This window comes from Microcoleus sp. B13-B6, from assembly GCF_036705405.1.
In the GTDB taxonomy this organism is placed as follows: Bacteria; Cyanobacteriota; Cyanobacteriia; order Cyanobacteriales; family Microcoleaceae; genus Microcoleus.
The window spans coordinates 121,296-134,299 of record NZ_JAUBUJ010000007.1 but is presented as its reverse complement, the minus strand read 5'-3'; the positions used below and the strand labels follow the sequence as shown (position 1 = coordinate 134,299).

The following is a 13,004-nucleotide window of genomic DNA, read 5'->3' as shown; positions in this document are numbered from 1 at the left end:
ACTCGATCGAATAAGGTTTCATTTTTTTCGCTTATGTACTAAATACAGTGTATCATATATACATGGAATATGCTGTATCACGGGAATAGCAGCATCAGGTTTACCAAACTTTCCCATTCTTTATCTTCAAGTCAAATGTACATCAAGAGATATTTTGAATGAAAATAGCCTTCGCTATCCCCTGAACATTAAAAACTACCAAGAATTGAGCGCCAACAATGCCTACCCTCCTAGAATTATAATTGTGGTGACAGTTCCCGATCGCCCCAGCGACTGGCTGCAACAGACAGAAGCGGAACTCTGTTTAAAACGCGGCGCTTATTGGATATCATTAGAAGGTGCAGCACCTACTGACAATCAAGAAACCATCACTATTTCAATACCCAGAACAAATATATTTTCGGCCCAGAGTCTGACAACTATCATGCAGCGGATTGCAACCGGGAGACAAATATGAATGTCACAATTAAAGATATTGAATTGCTCAAAAATCTCGAACCGGATCGAATCAGCTACTACTTAGAATCCCAAGGTTGGAAACAAGCGCAAAAAATAGGCGATCGGGCTATTATTTGGACAAGCGGCAATCTCAACCCAGAAACTCCTCAAATAGTTCTACCTTTAAATTGCAAGCTTCCCGACTTTCCCGTGTCAATGAACTTGATGCTAGAGACATTGGAGCTCATCGAGAATCGCTCTCAAATAGAAATTTTAGCCGACTTAATTACCGGAATTCCCAATACAACCATTCAGGGAGTCGTGATGCAAATTCAAACTCCCAATGCCGACAAATTAAGCGGCGAAATTACATTGTTAGGTGTCATTGCCGACAAACTGCGGAAAATTCAAACCTCACTTGCAGACAAAGATTACATCCTCGCAATCAAAGCTTATCAAGAACGCTTGCCTTTCCTCTGTACGGGAGATTTAATCAAAGAAAATCAAACCTTTACCCTCAAAAATCCCCGCAATTTTACTTTAGATGATTTGTAATATCATGTCCGCTAGTATAGACGGGGCGGGTTTATATAATTTGTCGGTAATTATCAAATATTTCGGCGAACCCGCCCCTACAAAACTTTCCATGCTACAAGTGCGAAATATCCGCAAATATTTTATTCGCCAACATCCTCGCCAAATTCACAGGAACAGCATTGCCGACCATTTTGTATCCATCAGCAATATACTTGTACTTAAAAATAAACTCATCCGGGAAAGTCTGAACTCTCGCGCACTCTCGCACAGAAAGCCGACGGTAAGGCAGAGGCGAATTGGGGTCAAAAATGCGTTTGTCTTTGCCAACCAAAATCATTTTACTAGCTTGAGGATGCAGAGGCGCGTGTCTGCCGCTTGCCTGAATTGTAAAAGAAGGTTCTGACCAACTTCTAACTCGATTGCGCGACATATAAATGCTCGAAAACCCCAAATCCGCACATTCGTGATTTGGGACAGAATCGTGATAATTATCTAATTTAGCCTTAACTGACAGTGGCGCGGCCTGCAAATCAAAAATCGCATCTTTCAGCGTCAAAACATCGGTTCCAGGTTCGGGAAACTGAAAACTAAAACCCAGAGTTTCCCGATAGCCAACAACAATCACCCTTTGCCTATCTTGCGGAACCCCAAAATTTCTAGCATTTAACAACTTGTACGAAACCCGATATCCGATGTCCTCAAACTGCGATAATATATAAGTGAAAGCATCCTTGTTTCTGGGAGCCAAGATACCGCTAACATTCTCAGCTAAAAAAAACAAAGGCTGCTTGTCCCGCACAATTCTGATATACTCCCAGAAAAGTTGACCCCGACTGTCATCAATCCCCCGTTTAGCGCCCGCCGCACTCCAACTTTGACAAGGAGGGCCACCGATTATCCCAATACAGTTGGGAATTTCATCAGATTTGATTTTTCTGATATCTCTGCGATCTAAAATAGTTTCAGGATGATTGAAATTATATGTATCCCAAATAGACTTATCATATTCATTCGCCCAAACCACATTAAAGCCAGCCAAGCGAAAACCCAAATCCAACCCCCCACAACCAGAAAACAGAGAAATAATATCCAAAGCCACCTTTTTTCACCCACAATAAATACAATAAATCAATTATAAACCTCTCTTTTCTTAGATATCTATCTCTTTCTTCTCTCACTCTGCGCCCTCTGCGCCCTCTGCGGTTAATAAAAAAAAATCTAATTCACACACAAACAGAACTTATCATCCTCAATGAATGCAGAATCCATCCTCCAATCCTACCAACACTTCGGCGTCCACCTCGGCCTAGAAAGAATTCACCAAATTCTCCAAAAACTAGACAATCCACACCAACAAGTACCCATTATCCACATTGCCGGCACCAACGGCAAAGGTTCCGTTTGCGCTTATCTCTCTTCCGTACTAACAGAAGCAGGCTATCGAGTTGGACGCTACACATCCCCGCACTTAATCGATTGGACAGAAAGAATTTGCATCAACCAAAAACCGATTTCCCCAACAGAATTGCAACAGTGTCTAGAACGAGTTGTCGCCGCCACCGAAAATAACACCGAAACTCCCACTCAATTTGAAATAATCACCGCAGCAGCTTGGCTGTATTTCGCTGAACAAAAAACAGACATCGCAGTGATAGAAACTGGATTGGGCGGTAGATTAGACGCCACAAACGTTTGCGAAACACCTCTCGCTAGCGTCATCACTTCTATCAGTCTCGATCACTGGCAAATACTCGGCCCCACCGTCGCCGATATTGCTGGGGAAAAAGCGGGAATTCTCAAAGCAAAATGTCCGGCCGTGATCGGAGAATTGCCAGAATCAGCTAGAATAGTAGTAGAAAAACGCATTCAAGAATTAGACTGTCCGGCAACTTGGGTAAAACCAGCAAGAGATTTAGGACAAGGATTCGCAGAATATCAGTTAAATCAAAATGCGGTTAAAATAAAATATCAATTGCCGCTGCTGGGAAAAATTCAACTAATGAATTCAGCAATTGCGATCGCAACTTTGCAAACTCTCCAACAGCAAGGATGGCAAATTTCCCCAACCGCCATCGAAAACGGTATCGCCAAAACCCAATGGCCCGGAAGACTCCAGCAGACAACTTGGAAAAACCGCAATATATTAATTGACGGCGCGCACAACCCCGCCGCCGCTATCGCCCTGCGTGAATATGTCGATCGCCTGAACAATCACCCGTCACCGATTAACTGGGTAATCGGAATTCTGGCGACTAAAGACTGCGATGATATTTTGAAAGCATTACTCAAAAAGGGCGATCGACTTTACCTAGTACCCGTACCCGATCAAAACTCATCATCCCCCGCAGAATTAGCCACCCTAGCTCAAATTATCTGCCCGGAATTAACACTCTGTCAAGCCTTCCCCGACTTAACAACGGCCTTAGATGCTGCTGTTACAGGTGACAACCTAACAATCCTTTGCGGTTCCCTTTATCTCGTCGGCTATTTTCTGCAACAACAACAATCCCAAGCTTAAACGCATCAGAGTTGTGTTTCTTCCTCAGTAAAGATAGGAGGCCACAATTCCGAAACAGGCAATTCCCAACCGGGAAAAAGTTCTGCTACTGTTAAGATATCGCCATTTCCTAAAACAGTCGGTTCACCTGTAGAGCGATAAATAGTCACTGTTTCTTCATCAGGATCGATCAGAATTCCGACGATCGCACCCAATTCTATAAACTTCCCAACCTTGGTTTCTATAAGCTTAATGCGATCGCCCTGAGATTTAATCTCAACCACCAAATCGGGGACAAGTTCTCCAAAATAACGCGGACTTTGGCGCAAGCGGGCGGCCCGCACAAAAGAAACATCCGGTGCTTTCACATTCGTATCCGGCATGATGAAACCGCCTGCGGAGTCAAAGACTCTCCCCAAGCGACGGGGATAAACCCAGTTACCCAGCAAGCGAATCAAAATACTGCTGATTTCACTGGATACGATGTCTGATGGCCCCACAATTGAAAGTCTCCCGTCTTCTAGTTCAATTTTGTAATCTAAACCCGCTTCGGAAAACAGGGTTTGAACTTGGTTTAAATCTTTGAGTGTCATTGCTGGCATAAGAATTTTATCCTATTCCGATCTGAGCTTTGATTTTAACACGAGTCAAATTTCTGAATATTTGAGGAATTCAGGCTATATTCCTACAAATCATCAATCAAGCTGCATTGAGAAAGGCGATCGCACGGGATCAATAAATTGGGTCTGTGAGAGGGGGCGATCGCTTTTGTCAAGGACAATTGCCTCAAAAAATAAATTTCCTACAAAATCGTCAAATACGTTTCAGTTGGGCTGATGGGCAAAGGCTTCAAAATTTGTTTTTGCAAGTCTATTTCTAACCCCAATGCTTCTAAAGGTATCACGCCCAAAAGCGCATCTTTACCTCCCGGTAATTCCAAGCACTCGAAGGTTCCTTCGCGATCGAACATCGATATGGTAGCATCTCGGAAAATGCGAGCTTTGCCAATACCCATTGCGGTTGCTACGTCTACTTCTTTCAGGAGTTTAAGTCCCAGTTGGGCGATCGCATCTTGCGGCAGACACAACGTAGTTGCTCCCGTATCTACCAATACATTTTTGAGGGTGATCGAGCGAATTTGGTCTAGTGAAATTGTCCCATCTTCGGCCCGAATTTGGTCGGCTCGATTAACGATCGTCAGAGTGGCGAAAACTTTTCCCATTGCATTGTTGCTTTTAATTTGCATATTTGTCTCCTACTTAAGCGTCGGAGTTATTACGTACTTTAATTGTAACTTATATGCAGGAGCGATCGCCCGGAGCAACAAACATTGTCCTTAGTTGTTTTAATAGGTACAGGACTTATAGCAATTTTTAAGTTCGCAGTCAGGACATTAGTCCTCATCTTTAAGGACTAATATCCTGACTGGGAACTTAATTATGATAATAACTTAAAAGCTTATATATGCTTATATATGGCGGCACAGATTCCCATTATTTAATAATACGTCAAGTAGCCCAAAAAAGCAAGGGGCGAGATCAAAAAAAATCCCGCCCCAGCTTCAATTAAAAACTACCTTTGATCCCAAGCCTTAGCCGCATCAGCAACAGCTTGGTCTACCGACTTTTCATCCAACATTGCCGCCTGCAAATTGTCATAAATCGCCTTTTGCAGCTTCTTAACATCCTTCAAAGGCGGAATCAATAGCTCGGCGGAACTCAACCCAGAAGCACTAACAACGCGAGCTCGATCGGCAGCAGGAGCATCAGCAGAAACTGTCTTAAAATAATCGTCCTGCAAAGCCTCAACCGTAGAAGGTAAAACATTAGCAGCCTTAGCAAAAGCCAACTGATTTTGAGAATTAGTCACGTACAAAGCAAACTTGACAGCATCATCAGGACGCTTGCTGTCGCGGGGCACAACCAAATTCATCACCGCCACAGTCTTCTTGCCTGTTTCCCCCGTAATTTGAGGCGCAGCAGCCGAAACAGCACCAATACTCGGCGCATTCTCAGAAATCGCCTTCAAAAACTGAGGCCCGGAAGCTAAAAAAGTAGTTTCCCCAGCTTGATAAAGCTCGATCGCCCTACGATGTCCCTGCACCAAAACATCCTGTGGCAAAAGTCCGCCCTTGTACAAATCCACCCAATACTGAAAAACAGCTTTGCCCTTAGCAGTATTAAAAGCCGCCTTGCCTTTAGCGTCAACCAAAGGCACACCCATCTGCACGAAAGATTGCAAAACCTCCGCCGAATCTTCCGGCACAAAAGTCACAAAAAAAGCAAACTTACCAGTCTTCTCCTTCACCTGCTTCGCAACCTGTGCCAACTCGGCATAAGTAGCAGGAGGCTTAGCAATTCCAGCCTTCTTTAACAACTCCGTATTGTAAATTGTCACCCCAGTCGTGAGATACCAAGGAATGCCAAAAGTCTTGCCGTCGAGTACACTAGCTTTCCAGATATTTGGGAGATAGAGCTCACGAACTTGCTGCGGAATCCGAGAATCCAAATCCAGCCAAGCATTGCGTCCCGCCAACAGCGAAGCAAAATCGGGATTTAGGTTCACCACATCCGGCGCAGTTTTCGCCGAAACAGCCCCCAAAATCTTGCTTTCCATCGCCGACCAAGGAACGTCCACCCAACGCACCTTCACCCCCGGATTTTGGGCTTCAAAACCGGCGATCGTCTTGTTGAAATACTCAGTAAACTGAGGTTGAAGCTGCATAGTCCAGAACTCGATTTCCTGCGTATTATTTGCCTGGGAATTAACAGCCGGCTTGCTGCAACTCACCACCGCAGACAGCAGCAGCCCCACCAGCCCAAAAACAGCAAAAAGTTGCCAAGATTTACGTTTCATAGAATAAAATTTGAGAGTTATGGGAACCGTCAGACAAAAAAGCGCTCCCCCGAATCAAGCGCGATGAGTCAGTAACAGAGTTTTGTACCTGGGTTCAGGAGCGAGATAGTCTGTTTTTGTGCAGAATCGGCGGGTTTTCGGTCGATCGAGCTGGAATTTATTGACATTCTCCGCAGAATAGCTATTGTCAAGTAAATTGGATAGCATAAAATCGGAACTAGCGATCGCGCAACACAGACGGAGCTGCGTAGCTACGGCGGGATACCGAGATTACAGCACTCTGGCGGCAGTTGGAAACCAACCCTCCAACAGGCCTGCGCGCTGAATCAGGCTGGCCAACTACAAAAGAAAAAAATAGCAATTATCGGCGACCCAATCACATGGTTAACTTTTTCAAAGGTCTACTTTCCCAACGCCAGCCAGGAATCGGGCTCGAAATAGCCCCAGACCGCATCAACATCATTCAGCTCGAAAAGAAAGGTCAGGCATTAAAATTAGGCATCCTAGCCTCAATAGAAGTTCCAGAAGACTATATACAAGAAGGACAAATAGTCGATCCGCCGGGAATGGCAGAACTAATACGTACCGTCCTCGCCGAAAACAAAATCAAAGCCAAGCGAGTAGCCACAGCCATTCCTGGCCGTGAAGCCGTCATCCGCCTCATCCCAGTTCCTGCAGAGCTCAACGAAGAAGAACTGCGGGATTACATGAACGCAGAAGCAGGACTCTACTTGCCGTTTCCCAGAGAAGACGCCGACGTAGACTATCAAAAAATAGGCCTATTTGTAGATGACGACGGAGTAGAAAAAGTGCAAGTCGTGTTAGTAGCAACCCGGAGAGAAGTTACCGACACATACATCGAAACCTTCAAAGAAGCCGGACTGGTTATAGACGTACTAGAAGTAACCAGTTTTGCCCTAATCCGCACCCTCAAAGACCAACTGCAACAATTTTCCTCCCAAGAAGCAGCAGTTCTCACTGCCATAGAATTTGACAGCACCGAGTTAGCTATAGTAGTGGACGGCATACCTCAGTTCAACCGTACCATCCCGATCGGCACCTACCAAATCCAGACCGCCCTCAACCAAGCCATGAACCTGCCACCAACCAGAGACACCAGCGAACTGCAAGGCATGACCCTGCCAGTCACAGATACAATGGGCGCATCAGGAGACGCTAATCCGGGAACAAATGCGATGATTAAAGTATTAGGAGAACTAGCAGACGAACTGCGCCGCTCAGTAGACTTTTACCTCAATCAGAGCGAAGAACTCGAAGTAGCGCAACTGCTGCTAGCAGGCCCGGGAGCTGCGATCGGCAAACTAGACGAATTTTTTATGCAAAGATTAAGCTTGCCCGCATCTCAAGTCGATCCCATCGAAACCCTAGGACTCGAAATCAGCCAAGAAATTACCCCAGAACAGCGAGCAGGTTTAGGAGTCGCCCTAGGTTTAGGACTAAGGGAGGTTATGTGACCTAACAGTTTTAGATGAGAGAAAAACCGAGGTGAGAATTTTAGGTAAAAACCCCTTCCAAAAGAAGAAGGCAGAAAGCAGAAGGTAGAATATTGGAGGTAGAAGGTAGAAGGTAAAAGGTAGAATATATCTGAGGTAGAAGCAGCCCCTTCCTTCAGTAGAAGGCAGAAAGTTGTTTCTGTATTCCCTAAATAAATCCTTCACTTGTACCAGCAATCTTGGGTTCTGTCTAAAATCTAAAATTTCCAATTTAAATCTATAGCAACAACCAAGACTGTTAGGACGTTCTTAATTGCTGAAACATAAGCGGTAGATCACTTTTTCCTTCTACCTTCTACCTTCTACCTCGTGCCTTCTACCTTCTACCTTGTGCCTTCTGCCTTCTTCCTTCTGCTATAAAATCGAGTGAAGCCATGTACAGCCTAGATATTAATTTTCTCAACGACCGTCCAGACTACAAACCCGTTGCAGCAGCCAAAAGCTCAGCTAAAAAAAGTTCCGGTGGAGCAAAAGACCAACTGCCCATATATGGGGCAGTGCTGTTTGCCTTTGGCATCAACGCCGCAGTCATGGGCGCCTGGTGGTTGGCGACTAACGAAAATACCAGCTTGACCAAAAAACAAGAAGCCATCGACCAAGAACTTGCCAAGCTAAACACTCAAGCCAACACCATCAAAGCCATCAACGCCGAAACCGACCAAGTTACCGCCGAATACAAAGCATTAGCCGGAGTATTCGACCAAATTAAACCTTGGTCGGCGATGCTGCAAGACCTGAGTGTCCGCACTCCCGCCGGAGTGCAAATTGCCAAAATCGAGCAAATCGACCCGAGTCCCTCCCCCGTTGCAGCAGCACCCCCACCCCCCGCAGCCACCCCCGCAGCCAGCCCGTCCCCAGGGGCGAGTCCGTCCCCAGCCAGCCCTACCCCGGCTGCAGCTCCCCCCCCGCCCGTCGTCCCCCAGCAGTCAGCAAAAGTACAAATTTCAGGGATAGCCAGTACCTTTGCTCAAGTTAACGACTTTATGTTGCTAGTCCAGCGCTCTCCTTTCTTCCTCAATACTGACACCAGACTGCTAGCAGCGACCTTAAAAGACAACCCGGCACAAGTACAATTGCGGAACCAAAGTGCAGCAGGAGTAACAGAACTTCCCAAACTGCGGAAAGTGGTGGAATATAAAATTGAAACGACGCTCAGCCCGACGGGGGCCTCCGAGTTGCTCCCCGAGCTGCGAAGCAAGCAAGCAGACGGGCTCGCAATACGCATAGAAACACTTCAAGAAAAAGGAGTGCTAGAACCACAAAAACCAGAGGTGAAAAAACAATGACAGCAAATCAGTTTATTCCCAGCGGCGCACAAGCAGAAGAGACAGGGGCTCAGGAAATATTCGGCATTAAGCTGACACCCCAAGTCCAAGCAATCGGCATCGCAGTTCTCGGACTCGTTATTGCCGGCGGCCTCGGCTACCAGTTCGTACTTCCCGAATTCCAAAAAAGAGACGCATTCAAGCAAAAACTTAGCGAAAGCGAGCAAACGCAAGTGCAATTGCAAACTCAAATTCAAAAAAAGGCAGAAGCAGAAGCAAAGCAAGAAGAAGCAAAACAGCGCCGGGCCAACGTGACGGCAATGTTTGCCAGCGACGCCAGCGCCAACACGCTTTTGCTTGACATGACCCAACTCGTTAATAGAATCAACGCCGGCGTGCAAGGAGATGACCTCAAGGCTAAAATTACCAAATTTGAGCCGGATATGCCCCCAGCAGCAGCAACCGCCGCGCCGGGAACTGTAGACCCTGATATTCTGGCAGATACCTCCTTCGGGCCGTCCCTGGCTGGCAAGCTCAGACGCAAAAAATTTAAGGTAGAGTTTGAAGGCACTTTCGCTCAAACCCGCAATTTTATGCGTAACTTGGAGTTGATGCAGTCGCTGTTGGTAGTGAAGAATTTGAGATCGGAATTGCTACCATCAACTGGGGCAATTCAAGTTGACTTTTTGAAAGGGAAAATAGTTCCTGTGGAGCAGCCGCCAACTAAAATTAAAACGGCTTTTGAATTGCACGCGCTGCTGCCGTTAAAGCAAGAAGAAAAACCGCCAACTCCGGCTCCGAGTCCTGGTGCTAAGTAGCGGTAGTTTGGCGGATAGATATAGCCTTTCGAGCTCTCATATGAGGTACTCATGGGCATAGGGCATAGGGCATAGGGCATAGGGCATAGGGCATAGGGCATAGGGCATAGGGCATAGGGCATAGGGCATACCTCACTTTTTTGAGAACCGCTATATTAGCTATTGTTCCCAACTTGCTCTTTCACAAGAAAGGAGAAGGCAGAAGGTGGAATTTTGAAGATTGAAGGTATAAGTCAAAAAATCATGAAGGCCACAAAAATATTTTTTATATGGCACTCAACAATTTGCTCTAAAACCTAATTTCTTCTAATACCAGTTTCTCAAAGTAATGGAACTGTGTAGCAATCCTTGCAGGAGTCGTAAATTTTTTACCCCACCCCAACCATCCCCTTACAAAGGGGAGGGAGTAAGAAGTACACAAATGATGCGAGGATTGCTGTAGGATAGTTTCTAACCCTGATGTCATCAGTTATTCCCTATCGAAAATAGAAAATCGAAAAGGGCATAAATTCTTCCTTCAAAAAGGATCGAGCCCTTGAATATTTTAGTCAGTTTAGCAGCTAGCGACAAAAGACTGCGAACAACAAATAAATAACAAAGTGTAGTTGAGGAGAGAACGTGAAACAGCATCTACGGTTAAGTGGAGGACTCTTATGCAGCGTTGCAGGAGTTCTGATCGCCCAAGCCCCCGTCTTGGCAGTGCCGACTCAAGTCACAGGAGTGCAAATAAGTCAAGGTAATAATGGCGTAAATATTGTTATGGCGACAGAAAAGGGCGATCGCCCGCAAGTTTTCGCCATCAATAACGGCAATACTTACCAAGCCACAATTATCAACACCCAGCTCCGCTTACCACAAGGCAACAGCTTCCGTCAAGATAACCCCGCTCCGGGAATTTCTTCCGTAGAAATCACCCAGGTAGAGGCTAACAGCATCCGCGTTGTGGTAGCCGGCACCAACGGAGTTCCCAACGGACAAATTGTTCCGGGACAAGGCCAAAGCATCGTCCTCAGCGTTGCCGGACAGGGTGGCACAGCACAGTCTGCCCAAACTCCACCCCCGCCGCCTCCGGGACTGCCGCTGAGCCAAACAGCTCCCCCGCCGACTCCCCAAGTCCGCACCTCGCAAAACCCAGGCGTGCTGCTGCCAAATCCAGAAGTTACTGTTACCAGAAACGATCGCCCCCCCCTCCCCAGCGAAATACAATCCCAGACAAATCAGGCAGCGCCTTTCCTGCCGCGGGCCGTGGCGCCGCCCTTGGGAGATATCGCAGTGTCTAACATCGCCCCTGGCGTCGGAAATATTGAGCTGAGTTCGGGAGAACGCATCCCCCGCTTGGTGCTGCGGGATGCCCCAGTCCGGGACGTTTTGGCTCTGCTGGCGCGCGCTGCAGGCTTGAACATTGCTTTTACAGGTGGCGGGGCCCCTGCTCAACCGGGCCAGCCCGCAGTGCCTGGTCAGCCAGGAGCCTCCGGGTCAGATGAAGGGCCGAAGATTTCTTTGGACATCGAAAATGAGTCGGTGCAAGATGTCTTTAATTACGTGCTGCGGCTCAGCGGGCTGCAAGCTAACCGCCAGGGGCGGACGATTTTTGTAGGGACTAGCTTGCCGATCGACTCGCGCAATATTATCATTCGGACTCTGCGGCTCAATCAAGTTCGGTCTACGGATGCAGCTAACTTTTTGAGCGCTCAAGGCGCGGAAACTCAACTGCCGATTACTCGGGTGACTATTCAAAGCGTCGGCCAGGGAAATGCGGCGCGGGATGTGGAAATTAGGGAACCCGACATTAAGGCGATCGGCGCTAGGGAAGGCACCGGGCCGCTCTTGCTGAGGGGACTTTCGGTGCTGGCGGATTCTCGGCTCAATTCCATCACTTTGGTGGGCGACCCGCGCAAAGTTGACATGGCTGTGGCTTTCTTGACACAGCTAGATTTGCGCCGCCGTCAAGTAGCTGTCAACGTCAAGGTGATCGATATCAACTTGTCGGGAGACAACAGAACAAATACTAGCTTCTCTTTCGGGATTAATGACAGTTTCTTTGTCAATGACGGCGGGGCGGCGATCGTCAATTTTGGTGGTATTAATCCGCCCGATACCGACGCTGTAACTACTGGGATAGCTAATCGGCCGATTATTGAGAACCGAGACATTCCCCAAGAATTCAGGGATACTCCTTTCTACGATGCGAACGGCCGGCGTATCGTGCCCTTGACAGGTCAATCTCTAGGTCCAGGTCTACCCCCCACCAAAGGTGTGTTCCTCCAGCCGACAGCCCCAGTGACTAATGACCCCACGCGAGTTGGAATTACGGATTACGATCCAGGCTCGGCAACCACTTCGGGAAGTGCGCTTTTTGGTCAGTTCCCGCTGTTCCAATATCCAAGACGTTTTCTGTCTAACCTGCAGGCCAGTATTACCAGCCAGAATGCCAAAATCCTGACTGACCCGACTCTGGTTGTCCAAGAAGGGGAAACGGCGAATGTGAATATCACCGAAGAAGTGATTACTAACATTCGATCGGAATCGCAGACAACAGCAGGTCAAACTACCAGAACGGTGACGGCAGAAAAAGGCCAGGCAGGTTTGCGCTTGGGAGTGGCGATCGATCGCATCGACGATAACGGTTTTGTCTCTCTGCGAGTCAACCCAATCGTCAGTGCGATCGGCCCGTCTCGACCCCTGAGCACTGGCGCAGGAGAAAATAACAGTATCACCCTGCTGGCTGAGCGCTCTTTGCAGTCGGGGCTAATTCGCCTGCGGGACGGTCAGACTTTGATTTTATCGGGGATTATCCGCGACCAAGACCGGGTTACAGCGACGAAGATTCCGATTTTAGGAGATTTGCCGATTATCGGTTCGCTGTTCAGGAGCACTAATAAGATCAACGAGCGGGCGGAAGTGATTGTATTGCTGACGCCGCAGATTTTGGATGATAGCGATCGATCGAACTTTGGCTACCAAAACAACATCAGTCCCGACGCGCGCCAACTGTTGCAGCGCAGTCAGCCCGTCCAGCCGAGACAGTAGGAACAAAGGAAAAATGCCTTGCTGTCAACTTTCCATGCTCTTTCCCCTG

Annotated in this window: 11 protein-coding genes; 7 read left to right on the top strand and 4 right to left on the bottom strand. The window is 47.4% G+C overall.

The annotated features are described in order from the left end of the window. Window positions 1-10 precede the first annotated feature (10 nt). Both QUB35_RS05445 and QUB35_RS05440 read left to right on the top strand, forming a co-directional pair. Complete coding sequence (locus QUB35_RS05445; RefSeq protein WP_333140091.1) at window positions 11-457, top strand: DUF4365 domain-containing protein; 447 nt, start codon at window positions 11-13, stop codon at window positions 455-457. Next, window positions 454-993, top strand: a complete 540-nt coding sequence (locus QUB35_RS05440; protein WP_333140084.1) for a hypothetical protein — start codon at window positions 454-456, stop codon at window positions 991-993. Before QUB35_RS05445 ends, QUB35_RS05440 begins: the two co-directional genes overlap by 4 nt. Window positions 994-1,087: 94 nt before the next feature. On the opposite strand, the gene QUB35_RS05435 is transcribed toward QUB35_RS05440, so the two are convergent. Continuing rightward, entirely contained in the window at window positions 1,088-2,074 is a 987-nt protein-coding gene (locus QUB35_RS05435) for a DNA cytosine methyltransferase (protein WP_333140082.1), read from the bottom strand. Between the two features lie 153 nt (window positions 2,075-2,227). Between QUB35_RS05435 and QUB35_RS05430 the strand changes: the two genes are divergently transcribed. Next, entirely contained in the window at window positions 2,228-3,493 is a 1,266-nt protein-coding gene (locus QUB35_RS05430; RefSeq protein ID WP_333140080.1) for a folylpolyglutamate synthase/dihydrofolate synthase family protein, read from the top strand. 5 nt (window positions 3,494-3,498) lie between these two features. Here QUB35_RS05430 and QUB35_RS05425 read toward each other — a convergent pair whose 3' ends face one another. From QUB35_RS05425 to QUB35_RS05415, 3 genes are all read right to left on the bottom strand, one after another. Beyond that, window positions 3,499-4,074, bottom strand: coding sequence for a Uma2 family endonuclease (locus tag QUB35_RS05425; RefSeq protein ID WP_333140078.1), 576 nt, complete (start codon window positions 4,072-4,074; stop codon window positions 3,499-3,501). A 200-nt stretch (window positions 4,075-4,274) separates the two neighbouring features. Next, a complete protein-coding gene (locus QUB35_RS05420) occupies window positions 4,275-4,718 on the bottom strand; it encodes a retroviral-like aspartic protease family protein (protein WP_333140076.1) in 444 nt (147 codons plus the stop codon). A gap of 326 nt (window positions 4,719-5,044) precedes the next feature. Beyond that, a complete protein-coding gene (locus tag QUB35_RS05415) occupies window positions 5,045-6,328 on the bottom strand; it encodes a sugar ABC transporter substrate-binding protein (RefSeq protein WP_333140074.1) in 1,284 nt (427 codons plus the stop codon). A gap of 380 nt (window positions 6,329-6,708) precedes the next feature. Between QUB35_RS05415 and pilM the strand changes: the two genes are divergently transcribed. The 4 genes from pilM to QUB35_RS05395 all read left to right on the top strand — a co-directional run bounded on the left by pilM (window position 6,709) and on the right by QUB35_RS05395 (window position 12,955). Continuing rightward, window positions 6,709-7,803 carry a type IV pilus assembly protein PilM gene (gene pilM / locus QUB35_RS05410; protein ID WP_333140072.1) on the top strand — a complete coding sequence of 365 codons (1,095 nt, stop codon included), beginning with the start codon at window positions 6,709-6,711 and terminating at the stop codon, window positions 7,801-7,803. A gap of 413 nt (window positions 7,804-8,216) precedes the next feature. Next, complete coding sequence (locus QUB35_RS05405; RefSeq protein WP_333140070.1) at window positions 8,217-9,128, top strand: PilN domain-containing protein; 912 nt, start codon at window positions 8,217-8,219, stop codon at window positions 9,126-9,128. Next, window positions 9,125-9,925, top strand: coding sequence for a pilus assembly protein PilO (locus QUB35_RS05400; protein ID WP_333140068.1), 801 nt, complete (start codon window positions 9,125-9,127; stop codon window positions 9,923-9,925). The genes QUB35_RS05405 and QUB35_RS05400 overlap by 4 nt, the downstream gene beginning before the upstream one ends. A 618-nt stretch (window positions 9,926-10,543) precedes the next feature. Next, window positions 10,544-12,955 carry an AMIN domain-containing protein gene (locus QUB35_RS05395; RefSeq protein ID WP_333140066.1) on the top strand — a complete coding sequence of 804 codons (2,412 nt, stop codon included), beginning with the start codon at window positions 10,544-10,546 and terminating at the stop codon, window positions 12,953-12,955. Window positions 12,956-13,004: the final 49 nt, after the last annotated feature.

Bases quoted from the DNA above. Each gene is read 5' to 3' on its own strand.
- QUB35_RS05440 (WP_333140084.1), top strand. From the start codon at position 454: ATGAATGTCACAATTAAAGATATTGAATTGCTCAAAAATCTCGAACCG.
- pilM (WP_333140072.1), top strand. From the start codon at position 6,709: ATGGTTAACTTTTTCAAAGGTCTACTTTCCCAACGCCAGCCAGGAATC.
- QUB35_RS05420 (WP_333140076.1), bottom strand. From the start codon at position 4,718: ATGCAAATTAAAAGCAACAATGCAATGGGAAAAGTTTTCGCCACTCTG.
- QUB35_RS05430 (WP_333140080.1), top strand. From the start codon at position 2,228: ATGAATGCAGAATCCATCCTCCAATCCTACCAACACTTCGGCGTCCAC.
- QUB35_RS05415 (WP_333140074.1), bottom strand. From the start codon at position 6,328: ATGAAACGTAAATCTTGGCAACTTTTTGCTGTTTTTGGGCTGGTGGGG.
- QUB35_RS05405 (WP_333140070.1), top strand. From the start codon at position 8,217: ATGTACAGCCTAGATATTAATTTTCTCAACGACCGTCCAGACTACAAA.
- QUB35_RS05400 (WP_333140068.1), top strand. From the start codon at position 9,125: ATGACAGCAAATCAGTTTATTCCCAGCGGCGCACAAGCAGAAGAGACA.
- QUB35_RS05425 (WP_333140078.1), bottom strand. From the start codon at position 4,074: ATGCCAGCAATGACACTCAAAGATTTAAACCAAGTTCAAACCCTGTTT.